Here is a 20,493-nt window from a genome sequence, read left to right as displayed (position 1 = left end):
TCAAAGTGCTGCGCGTATTTTCTCAGCATTTGCTGTAAGGACGGCTGCGTCTTCCATATTTCCCGTATGAGGCTTCAGTTCTACGCCTTCAAAACGCGGGATGACGTGGAAATGCAGGTGGTAAACTGTCTGTCCGGCAGCAGGCTCATTGAACTGAATGACGGTGATGCCATCGGCATCAAAGGCCGTCTTCACGGCATTTGCGATCTTCTGAACGACCTTGATTGTCTCGGCCAGAGCTTCGGGCTTTGCATCCAGTAGATTGCGTGACGGCGCTTTTGGAACAACCAGTGTATGGCCGTTTGCTTGCGGCATGACATCCATGAAAGCCACAACGTCATCGTTTTCATAGACGCGGATGGATGGGATTTCGCCGCGCAGGATTTTTGCGAAGATGTTGTTGTCATCATAGGTGGCGGACATGCTGGTCTCTCCGGTTTAGTCAATTATAGTAGTCGTTACGTTTGCCTGAAAGGCGTGTGCTCTTCCAGTGCTGAATGTATCTGATCGATCTCGCGGCGTTCACGCTCAAGGTAATCACTGACGGCTCGGCGAAAACCTTCGTGCGCAATGTAATGCGCGGAATGAGTTGTCACCGGAACATAGCCGCGTGCAAGTTTGTGTTCGCCTTGCGCTCCGGCTTCGACAACGCGCAGTTTACTATCAATCGCAAAATCAATTGCCTGATGATAGCAAACCTCAAAATGCAGATATGGGTGATCCTCGATGCAGCCCCAGTGGCGACCATATAGCGTGTCGCTGCCAATGAAATTGATCGCGCCTGCAATATAGCGTCCATTACGCTTTGCCATCACGAGCAGAATGTCGTCGGCCATGCTCTCGCCAATCAGCGAGAAAAAACTACGGTTGAGATAGGGGCGTCCCCACTTGCGATTGCCGGTATCGACATAGAATTCGTAAAAGTCATCCCAGACCGATTCAGTCAGCTCCTTGCCGGTTAGCCAATCGATTTCAATACCTTCTGAAAGCGCGTCGCGACGTTCTTTTTTAAGCGCTTTTCGTTTGCGGGAAACAAGCTCATTCAGAAAATCATTATATTCTGAAAAGCCATTGTTTATGAAATGAAACTGTTGATCGGTTCGATGCAGAAATCCGGCTGCTTCGAGCGATGAAATCTCGGTCTGAGGCGCGAATGTAACGTGAGCAGAAGAAGCGCCTGTCTGATCGGTTAGTTGACGTAACCCGGTTCCCAGCGCGACCTGAATGGCCTCTGGTTCAAAATCGCGATGATGAAGCAGACGTGGCCCGGTTGCGGGTGTGAACGGAATGGATGCCTGAAACTTGGGGTAGTAACGTCCGCCCGCGCGCTCAAAGGCATCTGCCCAGCCATGATCGAAAACATATTCGCCTTGGCTATGCCCTTTTAAGTAATTGGGGACCGCACCAATAAGAAAACCTTTGTCATCTTCAAGACGCAGATAGTGCGGCAGCCAGCCAGCGTGTTGTGACACAGAGCCTGATTGTTCCAGTGCCAGAAGAAAAGCGCGGGAAATGAAGGGATTATAGGAGCCGCCTTGCCGGGATGTCCCGGCAAGGCGGTTCCATTCGTCTTCAGAAAAATCGCCAACGCTTTCGACAACCCGGAGAGCGAAGCTTTGTTCAGTCTGCCTTTCGTCGTCATTCATGGCGAAGTGTCCTGCTAGGCGACTAAAGTGCGCGGATCAAAACCCTCAAAGGTGATCTGATCCACGTTCAGATCGCTATGTGTTTTCATTTCAGGATTGCGCACTGTCCAGCTGATGACCGGAAGGTCGAGCTTTTCGCGCACAAAGCTGACAAACGGGTTTGGCAGGTGATGCACATTATAGGACACGAAGGAAATCTGATGCGCGAGCATCGAGAAGTGCGCTTCGAAGTGCTTCATCTGTGTGCCTTCTGCAGTGAGCCCGCCCGGAATTCCCGGAGCATCGCTTGGAAAAAGCCTGACCAGATAATGGTCGAACGACATGATTGCAGCTTCGCCTTCGTAAGAGGCGAGGTCTTTAGCAACCGCTGCAACAAGACCGTCATCGCGGCCTTCTATACCTTTCAGCTCAATCACGACCGGCACGCGACCGGCAACCAGATCAAGCATCTCCCGCAATGATGGCGCGTGGTCATTTGTGCCGCCAATTTTCAGAGCTGTTGCTTCCGCAAGTGTCAGATCGCTAATGCGACCTTTCTGACCTGTGAGGCGTTCAAGATCGTCATCGTGGAACACAATCACGCTGCCGTCTTTGGTCAGGTGCACATCGCACTCGATCGCAAACCCTGCTTTTGCAGCTGCGTCGAAAGCTGCAAGCGTGTTTTCCCAGCGCGTATTGTTGAGGTCGTGGAGGCCGCGATGTGCAATCGGCTGCTTCTTGAGCCATTCCGGGGATGACATTATGCAACCTCGATAATGGCTTCGATTTCAACTGGCGCATTAAGCGGCAAGCTTGCGACGCCGACAGCCGAACGAGCATGCTTGCCTGCATCGCCGAGAACAGCAACGAGAAGGTCAGATGCGCCGTTGGCAACCAGATGCTGTTCCACGAAATCGGTGGTCGAAGAAACGAATACGGTAATTTTTACGATACGCTTGATCTTGTGCAGGTCGCCAAGCGCTGCTTTCGCCTGTGCAAGAATGTTGACCGCGCAAGCGCGTGCCGCAGCCTGACCATGGGCAACCGTCAGTACATCACCGACCTGGCCGGTATGAACGAGTTTGCCATTTTCCAGCGGAAGCTGACCTGAAGTCAGCAGCAGCGAACCAGTTTGTGCGAAAGGTACGTAGTTTGCGGCTGGTGCCGCAGCTTCTGGCAAAGTTATACCCAAATTTTGCAGGCGGCTGTCGATGGTGTCGGTCATTCCATTAATCCTTGCTAACTTAGTGCCGTAATAGATAGAATCGGTGAAGCTTTTGGGAAAGGTGCGTTTTTTGCCTCGCTTCCGCCACGAGTTTTTTTATCATGCTGCTCAACAGTTCGGGAGATTCTTATATGCATTTTTTGAGAATGGCGTTTGCGGCGAGTGGAGCGGCAGTTTGTGTTTGGGGTGGCGTTGCCAATGCTGCTTCTACAGTGTCGCTGATTCCGCATCGCGCCGTTTATGATCTCACATTGGATCGTGCCGATGAGAAGTCTGGGATCAGCGGGCTTACAGGGCGCATGGTCTATGAGTTCAATGGTTCTGCGTGTGAAGGCTATACGACGAATTTCCGTTTTGTAACGCGTATCGATATGGATGAGCAGCCACAGCGTGTGACCGACCAGCAGACGACAAGCTTTGAGAGTGCTGATGGAAAAGACTTCCGCTTTGCCAATAAGACCTTTGTCGACAAAGAGCTGGTTAAGGAAGTGCGTGGCGATGCCAAGGTCGAAGACGGGAAAACCGTTGTCGCATTGTCTAAGCCCAAAGAAGATAAGCTTGATCTGAAAGCCACGCAGTTCCCGACAACGCATATGGAAGAGTTGATTGCAAAGGCAGCAGCTGGCGAAAAATTCTATCAGACGACACTTTATGATGCTTCCGAAGATGCGGATCGTGTTGTCGCGACCACCGTTGTTGTCGGCAAAGAACAGGAAGCCAAGAACGACGAAACCAAGGCTATGGGCAAGTTCACGCAGGACAATGTCTGGCCGGTGACGATTTCCTACTTCGATGACAAAGAAAAGCAGGATGGCCTGCCGATCTATCGCATCAACTTCAAGCTTTATAAGAATGGCATCACCCGCGACCTGACCATGGACTATGGTGATTTCTCGATGCGCGGCAAGCTGGTTAAGCTCGATCTATACGATGATAAGGCTGCAAGCGCTGACTGCAAGTGAGGCATTTGCCGAAGCTATATGCGTTAAAATCGGCGCAAGACTTGCATTTATCGGCGTGTTGGTTTAACAGCGCGCCTATTCCACACACGGGATTGGGCTTTTGCCGGGAGAAATCCGGCCTCAGCCTCCGGTGGCGAGAAATCGCCTCAGCCCGTGGAGGTTAAACCGGAAAAGGAAAATACACATGGCATTGCCAGAATTCAGCATGCGTCAGCTTCTTGAAGCTGGTGTTCACTTCGGTCACCAGACTCACCGCTGGAACCCAAAGATGGCCCCATTCATCTATGGCGCACGCAACAACATCCACATTCTCGATCTGTCCCAGACCGTTCCTCTGCTGCACAATGCTCTGAAGCTCGTTTCAGACACTGTTGCTCGCGGTGGTCGCGTTCTGTTCGTTGGTACGAAGCGTCAGGCTTCTGACATTATTGCTGATGCTGCAACACGTTCGGCTCAGTATTATGTCAATGCACGCTGGCTCGGCGGCATGATGACCAACTGGAAGACGATTTCGAACTCGATCCAGCGTCTGCGCAAGCTCGACGAAATTCTCGCTGGCGACGCTCAGGGTTACTCGAAGAAGGAACGCCTGACTCTCGAACGCGAACGCGAAAAGCTTGATCGCGCTCTCGGCGGCATCAAGGACATGGGTTCGGTTCCTGATCTTATGTTCATCGTTGATACCAACAAGGAAGCAATTGCTATTCAGGAAGCCAAGCGTCTTGGCATTCCAGTTGTTGCGATTATCGATTCGAACTGTAACCCAGATCAGATCGACTTCCCAATTCCAGGCAACGACGATGCTGCTCGCGCTATTTCGCTTTATTGCGATCTGATCGCTCGTGCTGCTCTTGACGGCATTGCACGTCAGCAGGGCGCTATGGGCATCGACGTTGGTGCGCAGGTTGAAGCTCCTGTTGAGCCAGCTCTCGAAGCTCCGGCTGCAAGCGCATAATCAGCGCTTATGATTTTCATCCATCCGTCACATGACGGGTGGATAACTTCATTCATTCCGATGCAATCAGCGTCGGTTAAAAGTTGGCACACCCATCCGGTGTGCCTTCGCTTTCGTGAAAGGCGACACAATGAGCATTTCCGCATCACAGGTTAAAGAACTCCGCGAACTGACCGGCGCAGGCATGATGGACTGCAAGGCAGCGCTTGCTGAAACCAATGGCGACATCGAAGCCGCTGTTGATTACCTGCGCGCTAAGGGCATGGCTAAAGCTGACAAGAAGGCTGGCCGTACGGCTGCTGAAGGTCTGGTTGGCGTTGTGGCTTCCGGCAACAAGGCTGTTGTTGTTGAAGTTAACTCCGAAACCGACTTCGTTGCACGTAACGACGCTTTCCAGGATCTCGTTCGTCAGATCGCAAACGCAGCAGTCACCACCGATGGTTCGTCGGAAGCTGTTGCTGAAGCAAACATCGACGGTAAGACTGTTACGCAGGCTGCAAAAGACGCAGTTGCAACCATTGGTGAAAACATCAGCTTCCGTCGTTCGGCAGCTCTTGAAGTTTCCAAGGGTACAGTTGCTACTTACGTTCACAACGGCGTTGCAGATGGCCTCGGCAAGCTCGGCGTTCTCGTTGCAATCGAAACCGATGGCGACGTAGAAGCTGCTGCCGCATTTGGTCGTCAGGTTGCAATGCACGTTGCTGCTATCAACCCGCTCGCTCTGACTGCTGCTGACGTTGATCCAGCTGCTGCTGAACGCGAAAAGGCAATCTTCATCGAGCAGGCCCGTGAATCGGGCAAGCCAGATGCAATCATCGAAAAGATGATCGAAGGCCGCATGCGCAAGTTCTACGAAGAAGTTGTTCTTCTTTCGCAGGCTTTCGTTATTAATCCTGATCTGACTGTTGAAGCTGCTCTTAAAGAAGCTGAAAAGTCGATCGGCGCGCCTGCAAAGATCACTGGCTTTGCACGTATCGCTCTCGGTGAAGGCATCGAAAAAGAAGAAAGCGACTTCGCTGCTGAAGTTGCTGCTGCTGCCAAGGGCTAATAATCTTTCAGCGCGCTCTTTTCAGAATGCGCTTTAAGATTTTTCTGCCGCATTCACCCGCGCAAAAGTCCAAATTACTTTTGCTGGAAATGCTCAAAAGGCTTTTGATTATGAAGGGCATCGCGTGACAACGCGGTGCCCTTCGTGTATCGCAACGTCTATTATTCATTGATCACTATCTGCGGAGAACACTCCATGTCCGTTAAGTCCGCCTACAAACGCGTTCTTCTGAAAGCCTCAGGCGAGGCATTGATGGGCAGTCAGGGGTTTGGCATTGATGTTTCGGTTGCCGACCGTATTGCCAATGACATTAAGCAGGCACGTGCACTTGGTGTTGAAGTTGGCGTTGTCATCGGTGGCGGCAATATTTTCCGCGGTGTGGCCGTCGCATCCAAGGGTGGCGACCGTGTGATTGGCGATCATATGGGCATGCTTGCCACGATAATTAACTCACTGGCGCTGCGTACCTCATTGCACAAGATTGGCGTGGACGCCGTTGTTCTCTCTGCTATAGCAATGCCTGAAATCTGCGAGAGTTTCTCTCAGCGGCAGGCAACTGCTTATATGGATGAGGGCAAGGTTGTGATCTTCGCAGGCGGCACGGGTAACCCGTTCTTTACGACCGATTCTGCTGCTGCACTGCGCGCGGCGGAAGTTGGAGCGGATGCTCTTCTGAAGGGTACACAGGTTGACGGTATTTACACCGCCGATCCGAAGAAAGATCCGACAGCGACCCGTTTTGATACGCTTACCCATAAGGAAGTTCTGGATCGTGGACTGGCTGTCATGGATACCACGGCAGTTGCCCTTGCGCGTGAGAACAACATTCCGATAATAGTCTATTCTATCCATGAAAGCGGCGGTTTGGCCGAAATTCTGCAAGGCAAAGGACGCTGCACGATCGTTTCCGATAAATGATCGTTGATTTTGCCAAGCACTGAAGGAGAATTTGCATGAGCGATGTTTTCGACATCAACGACCTGAAGCGACGCATGGAAGGCGCGATCAGTTCCCTTAAGCACGACCTTGGTGGTCTGCGTACGGGCCGCGCTTCTGCAAGCTTGCTCGAACCAATCACGATTACGGCCTATGGTTCGGAAATGCCGATCAATCAGGTTGCGAATATCACTGTACCTGAATCGCGCATGTTGTCGGTCTCTGTATGGGACAAGACAATGGTTGGCGCGGTCGAGCGTGCGATTCGTGATTCCGGTCTTGGTCTCAATCCAATTACCGATGGCATGACGTTGCGCATTCCGCTTCCAGAGCTGAACGAACAGCGCCGTAAGGAGCTGGTCAAGATCGCTCATCAATATGCGGAGCAGGGCCGTATTTCTGCGCGTCACGTTCGCCGTGACGGTATGGATACGTTGAAGAAGCTCGAAAAAGACGGCGACATCAGTCAGGATGATAGCCGTGGCTTCTCGGAAAAAGTACAGAAGCTGACTGACGATACCATTGCAGAAATGGACAAGATCGTTTCGGTCAAAGAAGGAGAAATCATGCAGGTTTAGGCCTGACATGATTTTCCATCAAGGGGAGCTTCGACATGTCTGATCCGCGCCACATAGCCATTATCATGGATGGTAATGGCCGTTGGGCTAAGGCGCGTGGTTTGCCGCGTAGCGCTGGCCACAGGGCCGGCGTCGAAGCTTTGCGTGAAACGGTAAGGGGCGCGGGTGATCGCTGCCTTGGCTATCTCACGCTATTTGCATTTTCGTCCGAAAACTGGTCACGTCCCAGCGGTGAAGTTGGCGATCTCATGGGATTGCTGAAGCTCTTCATACGGCGCGATCTGGCTGAACTTCATCGCAACAATGTCCGTGTACGGATTATTGGCGAACGCGAAGGATTGGCGGCAGATATTTGCGGCTTGCTTGGCGAGGCAGAGTCGCTCACCCGCCAGAATACAGGCCTCAATCTGATCATCGCCTTCAATTATGGCTCTCGTGATGAGATTACCAGAGCGGTCAAAAGTCTTGCGCGCGATGTCGCTGCGGGACTGCTTGATCCATCATCTATTTCAGCTGAATTGATTTCTGCAAATCTTGATACAGCTGGCATTCCTGATCCTGATTTGATCATCCGCACCAGCGGCGAGATGCGTTTATCGAATTTTCTGCTCTGGCAGGCGGCTTATGCCGAGTTCCTCTTTGTGCCAGGGCACTGGCCGGACTTCAGGCCAGCTGATCTTGATGCGGCATATGAGGTCTTTCGCCAGCGCGAACGTCGTTTTGGTGGCGTAGACGTATTGGATCAATCCGAAGAATATGCATGCCCTTCGACCAATGGTGCAGCTGTGTGATGCGGCTTGCCCGCTATATCGAAAGGTATCAATGTCAAATCTGCAAACTCGTATTCTGACCGCGATTGTTCTTGGAACTGTTGCTCTTTGGCTGACTTGGGTTGGCGGGCTGGGTTTCACCCTGTTTGCAATCGCTATTGGCCTCGCGATGTTTTACGAGTGGACCGAGTTGAGTGCGACGAAGCAGACAACGTTTTCCCGCCTGTTTGGCTGGGGCTGGTTGATAATCACGTCGGTTCTTCTGATTCTTGATCGCGGTGCCTTGCTGACTATTGGCGTTTTGGCATTTGGGACGATTGTTCTGCTGATTACACAGTGGAAGAATGGTCGCGGATGGCCTGCAACTGGCCTTTTCTATGCTGGCTTTTCTGCAATCTCACTTTCGCTGTTGCGCGGCGATGAACCGTTTGGCTTCACAGCTATCTGTTTCCTCTTCGCCGTGGTCTGGTCGACCGACATTGCAGCCTATTTCAATGGGCGCGCTTTGGGCGGTCCTAAGCTTGCACCACGGTTTTCGCCGAATAAGACATGGTCTGGTGCGCTTGGTGGAGCAGCAGCAGCCGTTGCGGGCGGCATTCTGGTTGCATCGCTTGTTGCAGCGCCGGGCAGCTGGATTGTGCCATTATTGGCATTGTTGTTGTCCATCATTTCCCAGATCGGTGATCTGGCAGAATCGTGGGTAAAGCGACAGTTTGGCGCTAAGGATTCGGGTCGTCTCTTGCCGGGACATGGCGGAGTGCTGGATCGTGTCGATGGTTTGGTTGCGGCCGCAGCTCTCTTATATCTTTTTGGAGCCATCATGGCCGAGCCAGATGTGCCATCAGCTATCTTTTTTAGTTTCTGACCGCGAGTAAATTTGTAGGAGTGGTAATTTGCAGGAGGCTCTCGCCTTTTTTATCGGCAGCGAAAGTCTGCTTGTGGGAACCATAATTCCATTTCTGTTTGTGCTGACGGTCGTCGTTTTTGTGCATGAAATGGGGCATTATCTCGTCGGTCGCTGGTGCGGCATTGGCGCGAGTGCGTTTTCCATTGGCTTTGGCCCCGAACTTATCGGCTTTACCGATAAGCATGGCACCCGCTGGAAGTTATCGGCGATTCCTCTCGGTGGCTACGTGAAATTCATCGGCGATGAAGACGCCACGAGTTCTCCGGTTGGTGTGGATGTTTCCAAGCTTTCGCCAGATGAGCAGAGCAGGGCGTTTCCTGGACAACCTGTCTGGAAGCGTGCCGCGACCGTTTTCGCAGGCCCTGCATTCAACATTATTCTTACCGTTGTCATCTTCAGCGTGTTTTTCGCGATGTATGGCCGACAAATTGCTGATCCGCTAGTCGCGGGCGTGCAGCCAAACAGTCCTGCGGCTGCGGCAGGTTTTGAGCCGGGCGACCGTTTTATCAGCGTTGAAGGCCAGAAGGTCACGACTTTTTCCGACGTGCAGCGGATTGTGTCTGGTCGCTCCGGTGATGAGCTGGATTTCACCGTCGAACGCAATGGCAAGATGGTGGACCTGAAAGCAACGCCTGCGCTTGTTGAACGCACAGACCCGCTTGGCAACAATGTTAAGATGGGCGCTATCGGTGTTGAAACCACGCAAGCGGTCGGCAATTTTCGCCGTATTGAATATGGTCCCCTCGAATCAGTGGGACAGGCAATTGTAGAAACCGGACATATTATCAGTCGCACGGGTGAGTTTTTTCAGCGCTTCGCTGTTGGCCGTGAAGACAAGTGTCAGCTTGGTGGTCCGGTAAAGATCGCTAATATGGCGGGTAAGGCTGCAAGTCAGGGTTTTGACTGGCTTATCCAGCTGACAGCCATGCTTTCCATTGGTATCGGGCTTTTGAACCTGTTTCCGCTGCCACCGCTCGATGGTGGGCATCTCGTTTTCTATGCTGTGGAAGCAATTAAGGGCAGTCCGGTGTCGGTTCGCGCGCAGGAACTTTTTTATCGCGTAGGCTTCCTCGTAGTTATGGGTTTTATGGGGTTTGTACTTTTCAACGACCTCTTTGCCTGCTAGATCACTTCCCGGATATTTGACGGGAAACTGGGTCGCGCTGTGAATTTGGCGAGGCTCTCTACCGCATAAGCACCTCACTGGCCAAAAGCTGTGTAGAGGTGTTAATCAGAAATGAAGTTTTGGAGTGAGGACTGGAAAAGCGTAGTGTTTTGTTTACCATAAGTATTAAATCGCGTGGCATGGATGCCACGCTGGTTGCTTAAGTAAACAGATTTTAACCGCGACGCTTGCTTGTATAGAAAAACCGGCTATTACGGTTGTATCTGTACGTGCATTTCTGGGAAATTCGCCCCGGGGACAGAAAAAACGAAGGTTCGGAAAGCCCATGACGGCAAGTTCTAAATTCTTTGGTGCCGCTTCAGCGCTCGCCATGTCAGTTGCTCTGGTAGCTTCAGGTTCGGCTGCGCTTTCTCTTGCATCGGTCACTGCTGCTCATGCTGCTGTTGTCAATCGCATTGAAGTGCGCGGCAACGCGCGTGTTGATGCGCAGACGGTCCGTGATAATATCGGCATTCAGCCGGGCAAAGCTTTCAACGCCAATGACATTGATGAAGCTGTAAAGCGTCTTTATGCCATGGGCCTGTTCTCTGATGTTCGCATCAACCAGTCCGGCAGCACGCTCGTTGTTCATGTTGATGAGCGCTCGGTCGTCAATAACGTCCTGTTCCAGGGCAACAAGAAGATCAAGGATCCCGATCTGGCGCGTGCAGTTCAGCTCAAGGCGCGTTCGCCTTATGATGCTGCAACCATGGAAGCCGATAAGGAAGCCATCAAGGGTGCCTATGCGCATATCGGACGCAGCGATGCGATCGTGAATGCACGTACCGTTGATCTCGGTCAGGGTCGCGTCAACGTGGTCTACGAGATCACTGAAGGTGGCCGCACTAAGATCGCTGACATTAATTTTGTCGGTAACAATGCTTACGGTTCGCGCCGTCTGCGCGATGTTATTTCCACTAAGCGTTCGAACCCGCTGTCGTGGTTGACCCGTAATGACGTTTACGACGAAGGCCGTTTGCAGGCTGACGAAGAAGCACTGCGTCGTTTCTATTATAACCGTGGTTATGCCGATTTCCGCGTGTTGTCTTCCAATGCGACGCTTGATCCTTCGACCAATGAATACACGATCACCATCAATGTTGATGAAGGTAATCGTTATAACTTTGGTGACGTTTCGGTTGAAAGCACCGTTGAAGGTGTTGATACGCAGGCACTCAATGGCCTCGTAAAGACCCGCTCCGGCAAGGCTTACAGCGCTAAGGAAGTCGAAGACTCAGTGACTGCGATTACTGAAAACGTCGCTGGCAGCGGTTATGCTTTCGCGAAGGTTGAGCCACGCGGCGATCGCAATTTTGAGAACAACACGATCTCGGTTGTTTATAGCGTTGATCAGGGTCCGCGCGCTTATGTTGAGCGCATTGAGATCCGCGGCAACGACAAGACTCGTGATTACGTCATTCGTCGCGAATTCGACATGAATGAAGGCGATGCCTTCAATCAGGTCATGGTTCAGCGCGCAAAGCGTCGTCTTGAAGCGCTTGATTTCTTCCAGACAGTCAACGTTTCGACCGCTCCGGGTGCAGAGCCTGATCAGGTTGTTCTGATTGTTGATGTCGTCGAAAAGTCGACCGGTGAATTCTCCATCGGTGGTGGCTATACAACAGGTGGTGATTCGCCAGGTGCGCAGGTTGAAGCTGCGATTACCGAGCGTAACTTCCTCGGTCGTGGCCAGTTCGTTCGTATCAGCGCGGGTGCTGGTCAGGATGAAATGCGTAACTACGCGCTTTCGTTCACTGAGCCTTATTTCCTCGGTTATCGCATGTCGGCCGGTTTCGACGTATTCCGTCGTTCATACCGCGTCAGCAGTGGTGGTCGTTACGATGTTGAGCAGACAGGTGGAACGATTCGTTTCGGCCTGCCGATCACCGATAACTTCTCGGCTGGTCTGGCGTACAACCTCGTGCAGGAAAAGTATAAGCTTTACACGGATAACGACGGTAACGTTCTAAGTGATTACTATGCGCCAGCACTGATTGAAGCTGCTGATCATAGTCCTTGGATTCGTTCTTCAATCAGCTACTCGCTGACCTATAATTCCATCGATGATATGAAGAACCCGCATGATGGTATTTATGCGAAGTTCAATCAGGAATTTGCTGGTCTCGGTGGCGACGCAAAGTACATCAAGACGACTTTCAAGGGTAACTACTACCAGACTCTTGCTCAGGAAGCCGATATCGTCGGTATGCTGGGTGTAGGTGGTGGTTATATCCACGAATTTGGCAATGATGGTGTCCGTATCTTTGATTTGTTCAAGAACAACTCTGATATGATCCGCGGCTTCAAGTTCAACGGCATTGGTCCTTATCAGGATGCTAACGGAACTAACGGCAACCGTTATTGGCTTGGTGGTACAACGTACTTCAATGCGACAGCTGAAGTGCAGTTCCCAATGCCACTCGTTCCAGATAGCCTTGGCATCCGTGGTGCATTCTTTGCAGACGCCGCAACACTTTATGGTAACAACACGCCAGATATTTCGGGCGACGACAAGAAGATCCGTTCTTCTGTCGGTGTCAGCCTGATGTGGGCGTCGCCATTTGGTCCTCTGCGCTTTGATTATGCGCTTCCTGTTTCGAAGGCTGATTCCGATAAGGTTCAGAATTTCAACTTCGGCGTTTCGACCAAGTTCTAATAGATTTGCCTTTTCCCGGGGCAGACATGCCCCGGGCAAGAAAGTGCTTAGATGGCAGATCCAATTTTCTTCAAGCCTTCTCGTGAACTCACGATCGGCGATATAGCAGATTTCACCGGTGCAAGCCTTCGTAACCCGAAGCTTGCACCGCGTGCTGTTGCTCGCTTGTCTTCGATCAATGATGCAAGTGCGGACGCGCTCGTTTTCGTCGATGGTAAAAAGAATGCTGCAACACTGGCAGGCAAAAAAGCCGCCGCTGTTTTGTGCTCAGAAGATGTTGCTGATAGCGTTCCTTCCGATGTTGCTGTTCTCGTAACAAAGTATCCACAGCGTGACTTTTCATCCGTTGGCCGGATGCTGTTTCCTATTTCTGTACGTCCGCAAAGCTGGCTTGGTGAAACAGGTATTTCACCAGCTGCTTTCATTCATCCTTCAGCTAAAATTGAAGATGGCGTGACAATTGAAGCCGGTGCTTCGATTGGCAAAGATGTAACCATCGGTTCTGGCACGCTGATCGCGGCAACTGCTGTTATTGGTGCCGGCTGCCAGATTGGTCGCGATAGCTATATCGCTCCGGGCGTGGCTGTCCAATTTGCCATGATCGGCAATCGTGTCTCGCTTCATCCCGGTGTTCGTATCGGGCAGGACGGCTTTGGTTATGTTCCGGGTCCACGTGGCCTTGAAAAAGTACCGCAGCTTGGCCGTGTTATTCTTCAGGATGATGTTGAGATTGGTGCAAACACAACGATTGATCGTGGCGCTTTAAGCGACACTTTTATCGGCGAAGGCACCAAGATCGATAACCTCGTGCAGATTGGACATAATGTTCGATTTGGTCGCTTTTGCGTTGTGGCCGCACTTTGCGGCATTTCGGGAAGTGTTGTTATCGGCGATCAGACGATGATCGGCGGTAGTGTAGGGCTTGCCGATCATGTGGTCATCGGATCGCGTGTGCAGATTGCTGCTGGAAGCGGCGTAATGAATGACATACCCGATGGCGAGCGTTGGGGCGGCGTCCCCGCTCGACCTATTAAACAATGGTTCCGCGATATCGCGAATATCCGGAGCATCGGGAAACCAAGAAAGGAGCAATCCTCTGATGAGTGAAGCTAACCAGAAGCTGGAAACTGCAGACATTCAGACTATTATGGGCGCGCTCCCACATCGTTATCCATTTTTGCTGATCGACCGTATCATCGATATTGATGGTGATCAGTCTGCAACTGGCATCAAGAATGTCACGATGAATGAACCGCATTTTACGGGTCATTTTCCAGATAAGCCGATTATGCCGGGCGTTTTGATTATTGAAGCTATGGCGCAAACAGCTGGTGCTATTACGGTTCTTAAAAACGGTTCCGATAAGCCTAGCCTTGTTTATTTCATGACAATTGACAAAGCGAAGTTCCGCCGCCCGGTTGTTCCTGGCGATCAGCTTCACCTTCACGTGAAGAAGATCAAACAGCGCGGAAATATCTCTAAATTTGAGTGCGTAGCTCAAGTTGATGGCGTAAAGGTTGCCGAAGCTGAAGTCGCCGCAATGGTTGGCGTAGCTGAAGAAAAGGCATGAGTACCTCAATGAAAGAAACTTTCATCCATCCTACAGCTCTGGTTGAGCAGGGTGTGGAACTGGGGCAGGGCGTTTCCGTCGGCCCTTTTTGTCATGTTCAGACTGGCGCCGTTATTGGCGATAACTCTGAACTGATGAGCCATGTTGTTATTAGTGATGCTGTGCGTCTTGGTGCGAATGCCAAGGTCTATCCGCATGCAGTTCTGGGTTGCGACCCGCAGAACGGTAAGCACAAGGGTGGGCCAACCACGCTTGTTGTTGGTGATAATTGCCTCGTGCGCGAAGGCGTCACCATGCATCGCGGTTCGGATAGCAGCCGTGGTTTCACAAGCGTTGGCAATAACTGCCAGTTTCTCGCTTATGCGCATGTTGCACATGATTGCGATGTGGGTGATCACGTTACGTTTGCAAACAATGTCATGATCGGCGGTCACGTCGAAATCGGTCACCATGCTATTCTTGGTGGCGGTTCTGCTGTTCACCAGTTTACGCGCGTTGGCCATCATGCTTTTGTTGGCGGTATGGCCGCTCTCGCGCATGATCTCATTCCTTACGGAAGCGCAATTGGTAATCACGCTTATCTTGGCGGTCTGAATATTATCGGCATGAAGCGTTCCGGTATGCAGCGCAAAGACATCCATAATCTGCGCCATGCCGTACATATGCTGTTTGATCGCAGCAAACCGGTGCGTGAGCGCGCACAGGATGTGTTGAACGCGTTTCCTGATTCGGATGGCGTGGCAGATCTTATTTCTTTCATCATGGTGGAAAATAAGCGCGCTTATTGCACGCCACCGCTGGGTTCATCCATAGGCGGAGCCATGAATGACGGTGACGACGATTGATAGCGGGGCTGGTCCTATAACGAGTAAGCGCACTGCCATCATTGCTGGTAACGGTCTTTTGCCAATCAAAGTGGCTGAAGCTTTAAAGGCGGATGGAAATCCGCCTTTTCTGCTTCCACTGCGTGGCGAAGCTGATGCCTCGCTGTACGAGTATGAACATCAGGAAATCGCTGCGGTTGATTTTGGCATGCTTATTCGTGCGATGCGAACTGCTGGCGTAAGCCAGGTCGTACTCGCAGGCGGACTTCGCAACCGCCCACATCTGAGCGATTTGAAGCTGAATTTGCCAACGATAAGAGCGATGCGTTATGTGCTCGTTGCTCTGGGACAGGGCGATGATGCGTTGTTGCGCGCTTTCATGCGTTTGCTTGAGCGCTATGGTTTCAGCATGGTCGGCGCACACGAAGTTGTGCCGGAATTGTTGTCACCGATACCGCCGCGCAACATTACGCGTATCACGCCTGACGCTCGCGAGCGGAGAAATATAGCGCTTGCGATGGAAGCAGCACTTCGCCTTGGTGAATTAGATGTCGGGCAGGGCGCAATTGCTGCCGGTGGACGTGTCGTGGCTCTCGAAGGTGCCGAAGGTACCGATCAGATGATCGAGCGCGTGCGTGAACTTCGTCAGGCGGGACGTATCTCTAAACGCGGCGGCGTGCTTGTTAAAATGGCGAAGCCACGGCAAGATGAGCGGGCTGATTTGCCGGCTATCGGCGTATCAACGGTTGAGAATGCAGCGAGGGCAGGACTTTCGGGAATTGTGATTGAAGCAGGCCGAACCTTCATTCTGGGTCTTGGTGAAACCATGGCTGCAGCCAATGAAAAAGGCCTCTTTATCGAAACGATTAGTCGAAGCACAAAGGACACGACAGGGTGAGTAAAACCAGCCGGCCATTGAAAATAGCAATCGTGGCCGGAGAAGAGTCCGGCGACCTTCTTGGTGCTGATCTCGTTGATGCTCTGCGCAGACAGACGGACAAGCTTGTCGATATCATTGGCGTTGGTGGCGAGCATTTGGGCGAGCGCGGCCTAAAGACATTTTTCGATCCTCATGAGATCGCACTTATGGGCCTCGGTGCGATTTTAAAAAATCTTCCGGGACTTCTGCTCCGCATTCGGCAAACCGCAAAGCGGATTATTGCAGAGAAGCCTGATTGCGTTTTGTTGATCGACAGCCCGGAATTTACACATCGCGTAGCAAAGAAAATACGTGCTGCCGATCCATCTATCCCGATTGTCAAATATATCGCGCCCAGTGTTTGGGCATGGCGTCCGCAACGTGCAAAAGCGATGCGTGCTTATGTCGATCACGTGTTGACGATTTTGCCGTTCGAAGTTGAGGTCATGAAGCGGCTTAATGGTCCGCAATCGACTTATGTTGGCCATCGGTTGAGTAGTTACGCGCCTATTTTAAAGGTGCAGGCAGCGCAGCGTACACTCGAGGTGAATCGCTGGAGTGACGATTCACGGTGTTTATTGCTGATGCCTGGTTCGCGCCGTGGTGAAGTTGAAATGCTGATGGAGCCATTTGGCAAAGCAGTTGCAGAACTTTCTACACGTATCGAAAAGCTTGAAATTATTTTGCCAACGTTGCCACGCATTGAAGAAATGGTGCGTGAGCTTTCTAAGGATTGGCCAGTCAAGCCGCTTATCGTCACTGGTGATGAAGCCAAGTGGGATGCTTTTGCACGCGCCGATGCAGCGCTGGCTGCGTCCGGTACAGTTTCGCTAGAGCTGGCTCTGTCTCATATTCCGACAGTTCTGTCTTATAAGGCTGACTGGTTTGTGCGGCAGTTCTTGGCATCTAAAATTACAATCTGGAGTGCCGCTCTTCCAAATATCATTGCTGATGCGCCAGTTGTGCCTGAGTTTTTCAACGAATCCGTGAGGCCGGGTAATCTGGCGCGCTACATTGAACAGCTCATGCAAAAGAGTGCATCGCGACAGGCTCAGATTGATGGGTTTGATAAGGTGACGTCGATTATGGCGACCGAACGGCCTTCTGGCGAGATCGGTGCGAAGGTATTGCTTGATTTGGCTGAAAACGGCAGGAAACGTTGAGTTATTAAAATTAAGACAAACAAAAACCCCGGCGATTTGCCGGGGTTTTCTTTTGTACAATGATTACTTGCGCTTTGCAGTTGGTACGTAGTCGCGTTCTGGCGCACCTGTGTAAAGCTGGCGCGGACGGCCGATCTTCTGCTGAGGATCTTCGATCATTTCCTTCCACTGCGCGACCCAGCCGACGGTGCGTGCGAGTGCGAACAGAACAGTGAACATTTCGGTTGGGAAACCGAGTGCCTTCAGCGTAATGCCCGAGTAGAAGTCGATGTTTGGATAGAGCTTCTTCTCGATGAAATATTCATCGGTCAGAGCAATGCGTTCCAGTTCCAGCGCAACATCAAGAAGCGGATCGTCCTTGATGCCGAGTTCGCCAAGAACTTCATGGCAGGTCTTCTGCATGATCTTAGCGCGTGGATCGTAATTCTTGTAAACGCGATGACCGAAGCCCATCAGACGGAACGGGTCGTTCTTGTCCTTAGCGCGTGCGATGAATTCTGGAATGCGGTCAACAGAGCCGATTTCAGCAAGCATGTTGAGCGCTGCTTCATTCGCACCGCCATGTGCAGGTCCCCAAAGGCAAGCAACACCAGCAGCGATACATGCAAATGGATTTGCACCCGACGAACCAGCAAGACGAACGGTCGAGGTCGATGCGTTTTGTTCGTGATCGGCGTGCAGGATGAAGATGCGGTCCATAGCGCGAGCGAGAACCGGATTGACCTTGTAATCGTCGCAAGGCACTGCAAAGCACATATGCAGGAAGTTTGCTGCGAAATCGAGGTCGTTCTTCGGATACATGAACGGCTGGCCGATGTGGTACTTATAGGCCATTGCAGCAAGGGTAGGCACCTTTGCGATCAGGCGGATCGAAGCAACCATGCGCTGATGCGGATCGGTGATATCGGTCGAGTCGTGATAGAACGCCGACATTGCGCCCACGCAGCCCACGATAACCGCCATTGGATGCGCGTCACGACGGAAGCCGCTAAAGAACTTCGTCATCTGCTCGTGCACCATCGTGTGACGTGTCACGCGATAATCGAAATCAGCCTTCTGGGTCGCTGTTGGCAGTTCGCCGTAAAGCAGCAGATAGCAAGTTTCGAGGAAGTCACCATGTTCAGCAAGCTGATCAATCGGATAGCCACGATAGAGCAGCACACCTTCATCACCATCGATATAGGTGATCTTGGATTCGCAAGAAGCAGTCGAGGTGAAACCTGGATCGTAGGTGAAGGCATTCGCATTCTTGTAAAGTGGACCGATGTCAACGACGTCCGGCCCGACAGTGCCTTGTCGTACAGGCAGGTCGAACGTTTTGCCGTCGAGGGTAAAGCTAGCTGTCTTATCTGACATCGTGTTTCCTTTCGTGTCCACTTTTGCTGCCCATGGCAGCTGAAATTTTAATCGTCTCTATAACTTGTCTTCTCAACTTCTACAGGTTTCGCACTTTCGCGCGAAACCGATTTTTCAACGCATTATCCAAACGATTTCGACCGCCAAACTATCCCAATGATTTCGCGATGCAATGCGTATTTTGGTCTAATTAAGCCAGTTTTGTCACGTCAGCGTGAATGCTAACAGTTCAAACGATTTGATCTTTTACACGTGCAAGCGACTCTTCGCGACCAAGCACGAACAGAACATCGAATACACCCGGAGATGTCGCACGGCCAGTGAGCGCTGCGCGCAATGGTTGCGCAACCTTCCCAAGTTTGAGGCCAATAGTTTCTGCGTGTGCCCGAACCGCTGCATCGAGCGCTTCAACAGTCCATTCGCCGACTGATTCTAGATGCGGTAGGACACCTTTAAGAATTTCACGACCTTCATCATTGAGCAGGGATGCCGCTTTTTCGTCAAATGCAAGAGGACGCTTGGCGAAAATAAACTTCGCGCCATCTGCGAGCTCGACCAGTGTCTTCGCACGATCTTTCAGACCCGGCATGGCTGTCAGAAGCTGTGCACGTCCCTTTTCGTCAAGCGACGCTTCCAGTTCTTTGCCACCTTCGATTTCAGGCAGTACAGCGATCAATGCGTCAAACAGAGCCTTATCATCGCTGGCGCGCATATAAACGCCGTTGATGGCTTCCAGCTTCTGGAAGTCAAAACGCGCAGCACCCTTATTGATGTCGGTCACGTCGAACCATTCAATCATCTGCTCGGTCGACATGATTTCATCGTCGCCGTGGCTCCAGCCAAGGCGAACGAGATAGTTACGCAGTGCTTCCGGCAGGTAGCCCATCGCGCGATAAGCATCGACGCCAAGTGCACCATGACGCTTCGAAAGCTTGGCGCCATCCGCACCATGAATGAGCGGAATGTGCGACATCTGCGGGACTTCCCAGCCCATACCGTCATAAATCACGGTCTGGCGGGCAGCATTTGTCAGGTGGTCATCACCGCGGATGATGTGCGTAACGCCCATATCGTGATCGTCAACGACAACCGCGTGCATATAGGTTGGGTTGCCATCGGAACGAAGAATGATGAAATCATCGAGATCCTTGTTTGGGAAGCGGACATCGCCCTGCACCGCGTCGCGAACGACGGTTTCACCATCGCGAGGGGCTTTAATTCGGATAACTGGCTTTACGCCTGCAGGTGCTTCCGATGGATCACGATCGCGCCAGCGGCCATCATAGCGTGGTGGACGGCCTTCAGCGCGTGCTTTTTCGCGCATGTCTTCAAGTTCTTCGGGTGTTGCGTAACAATAGTAAGCTTTGCCGGTCGCAACGAGTTCTTCTGCTACTTCGCGGTGACGCGGTGCGCGCTTGAACTGTGAAATTGGTTCACCGTCCCAATCCAGACCAAGCCAGGTCAGGCCATCAAGAATGGCGGCGGTGGCTGCTTCGGAAGAACGCTCACGATCTGTATCTTCGATGCGTAGCAGCATCTTGCCGCCCGTATGCTTCGCATAGAGCCAGTTGAAAAGAGCCGTGCGGGCTCCGCCAATATGCAGATAACCCGTGGGCGAAGGGGCAAAACGGGTGACGACCGGTTTCGACATAACAGCTCCACTGTGTCAGAGCCTCGTTGAATTGCGGCAGGAAGCCGAGCGCGAGGCAGAATTTTGAATATGTAGTGCCCGTTTTCTCACAGTCCACGGGCGATAAGGACTCTCATTGCGAGAACCCTCTCGATTTTGATTGTGGTTCATGTAGCATAGGCAGCACGGTGTGCAAGCGTTTCC

20 protein-coding genes are annotated in these 20,493 nt (G+C 51.9%); 14 read left to right on the top strand and 6 right to left on the bottom strand.

From position 1 onward, the window contains the following. From WH356_RS03755 to WH356_RS03740, 4 genes are read right to left on the bottom strand one after another with little or no spacing between them, the layout of a single operon-like run. Entirely contained in the window at positions 1-423 is a 423-nt protein-coding gene (locus WH356_RS03755) for an HIT family protein (RefSeq protein WP_339508850.1), read from the bottom strand. A gap of 35 nt (positions 424-458) precedes the next feature. Then, positions 459-1,646, bottom strand: a complete 1,188-nt coding sequence (locus WH356_RS03750; RefSeq protein WP_339508849.1) for a GNAT family N-acetyltransferase — start codon at positions 1,644-1,646, stop codon at positions 459-461. A 14-nt stretch (positions 1,647-1,660) separates the two neighbouring features. Then, the gene (locus tag WH356_RS03745; protein ID WP_339508848.1) at positions 1,661-2,386 is read right to left on the bottom strand and encodes a glycerophosphodiester phosphodiesterase; all 726 of its coding nucleotides are present in this window, start codon (positions 2,384-2,386) and stop codon (positions 1,661-1,663) included. Further along, positions 2,386-2,850, bottom strand: a complete 465-nt coding sequence (locus tag WH356_RS03740) for a RidA family protein (RefSeq protein ID WP_339508847.1) — start codon at positions 2,848-2,850, stop codon at positions 2,386-2,388. The genes WH356_RS03745 and WH356_RS03740 overlap by 1 nt, the downstream gene beginning before the upstream one ends. 131 nt (positions 2,851-2,981) lie before the next feature. On the opposite strand from WH356_RS03740, the gene eipB reads away from it, so the two are divergent. From eipB to lpxB, 14 genes are all read left to right on the top strand, one after another. Continuing rightward, on the top strand, positions 2,982-3,812 hold the full coding sequence (eipB, locus tag WH356_RS03735) for a cell envelope integrity protein EipB (RefSeq protein WP_339508846.1): 831 nt from the start codon (positions 2,982-2,984) through the stop codon (positions 3,810-3,812). Between the two features lie 184 nt (positions 3,813-3,996). Next, the gene (gene rpsB / locus WH356_RS03730; protein ID WP_339508845.1) at positions 3,997-4,767 is read left to right on the top strand and encodes a 30S ribosomal protein S2; all 771 of its coding nucleotides are present in this window, start codon (positions 3,997-3,999) and stop codon (positions 4,765-4,767) included. 130 nt (positions 4,768-4,897) lie between these two features. Beyond that, positions 4,898-5,815: a translation elongation factor Ts gene (gene tsf, locus WH356_RS03725; protein ID WP_339508844.1), complete on the top strand. Its 918-nt coding sequence runs from the start codon at positions 4,898-4,900 to the stop codon at positions 5,813-5,815. A 195-nt stretch (positions 5,816-6,010) separates the two neighbouring features. After that, positions 6,011-6,733 (top strand): UMP kinase, encoded by a 723-nt coding sequence (pyrH, locus tag WH356_RS03720; protein ID WP_339508843.1) that lies wholly within the window; start codon positions 6,011-6,013, stop codon positions 6,731-6,733. Positions 6,734-6,768: 35 nt separating this feature from the next. Then, positions 6,769-7,329, top strand: coding sequence for a ribosome recycling factor (frr, locus tag WH356_RS03715; RefSeq protein ID WP_339508842.1), 561 nt, complete (start codon positions 6,769-6,771; stop codon positions 7,327-7,329). Between the two features lie 35 nt (positions 7,330-7,364). Beyond that, on the top strand, positions 7,365-8,120 hold the full coding sequence (locus WH356_RS03710; protein ID WP_339508841.1) for an isoprenyl transferase: 756 nt from the start codon (positions 7,365-7,367) through the stop codon (positions 8,118-8,120). 31 nt (positions 8,121-8,151) lie between these two features. After that, a complete protein-coding gene (locus WH356_RS03705; RefSeq protein WP_339508840.1) occupies positions 8,152-8,964 on the top strand; it encodes a phosphatidate cytidylyltransferase in 813 nt (270 codons plus the stop codon). A 28-nt stretch (positions 8,965-8,992) separates the two neighbouring features. Next, positions 8,993-10,132: an RIP metalloprotease RseP gene (gene rseP, locus WH356_RS03700; protein WP_339508839.1), complete on the top strand. Its 1,140-nt coding sequence runs from the start codon at positions 8,993-8,995 to the stop codon at positions 10,130-10,132. 325 nt (positions 10,133-10,457) lie between these two features. Next, on the top strand, positions 10,458-12,827 hold the full coding sequence (gene bamA / locus WH356_RS03695) for an outer membrane protein assembly factor BamA (RefSeq protein ID WP_310010013.1): 2,370 nt from the start codon (positions 10,458-10,460) through the stop codon (positions 12,825-12,827). 51 nt (positions 12,828-12,878) lie between these two features. Further along, positions 12,879-13,934, top strand: a complete 1,056-nt coding sequence (gene lpxD / locus WH356_RS03690) for a UDP-3-O-(3-hydroxymyristoyl)glucosamine N-acyltransferase (protein WP_339508838.1) — start codon at positions 12,879-12,881, stop codon at positions 13,932-13,934. After that, entirely contained in the window at positions 13,927-14,397 is a 471-nt protein-coding gene (gene fabZ / locus WH356_RS03685) for a 3-hydroxyacyl-ACP dehydratase FabZ (protein ID WP_250040902.1), read from the top strand. Before lpxD ends, fabZ begins: the two co-directional genes overlap by 8 nt. Positions 14,398-14,405: 8 nt before the next feature. Beyond that, positions 14,406-15,242: an acyl-ACP--UDP-N-acetylglucosamine O-acyltransferase gene (gene lpxA, locus WH356_RS03680; protein ID WP_339508837.1), complete on the top strand. Its 837-nt coding sequence runs from the start codon at positions 14,406-14,408 to the stop codon at positions 15,240-15,242. Then, positions 15,223-16,119: an LpxI family protein gene (locus WH356_RS03675; RefSeq protein WP_339508836.1), complete on the top strand. Its 897-nt coding sequence runs from the start codon at positions 15,223-15,225 to the stop codon at positions 16,117-16,119. Before lpxA ends, WH356_RS03675 begins: the two co-directional genes overlap by 20 nt. Continuing rightward, positions 16,116-17,303 carry a lipid-A-disaccharide synthase gene (gene lpxB / locus WH356_RS03670; protein ID WP_339508835.1) on the top strand — a complete coding sequence of 396 codons (1,188 nt, stop codon included), beginning with the start codon at positions 16,116-16,118 and terminating at the stop codon, positions 17,301-17,303. The genes WH356_RS03675 and lpxB overlap by 4 nt, the downstream gene beginning before the upstream one ends. A 63-nt stretch (positions 17,304-17,366) precedes the next feature. Here the strand turns inward: lpxB and gltA are convergent, their stop codons facing one another. Together gltA and gltX are read right to left on the bottom strand one after the other, a co-directional pair. Beyond that, entirely contained in the window at positions 17,367-18,659 is a 1,293-nt protein-coding gene (gene gltA / locus WH356_RS03665; protein ID WP_339508834.1) for a citrate synthase, read from the bottom strand. 229 nt (positions 18,660-18,888) lie between these two features. Continuing rightward, positions 18,889-20,310, bottom strand: a complete 1,422-nt coding sequence (gene gltX, locus WH356_RS03660; RefSeq protein ID WP_339508833.1) for a glutamate--tRNA ligase — start codon at positions 20,308-20,310, stop codon at positions 18,889-18,891. Positions 20,311-20,493 lie beyond the last annotated feature (183 nt).

Origin of the sequence: Ochrobactrum sp. MYb379 (assembly GCF_037479515.1) — a bacterium.
Lineage (GTDB): Bacteria > Pseudomonadota > Alphaproteobacteria > Rhizobiales > Rhizobiaceae > Brucella.
The sequence above is the reverse complement of the archived record's forward strand: the minus strand, read 5'-3'. Positions and strand labels throughout refer to the sequence as shown.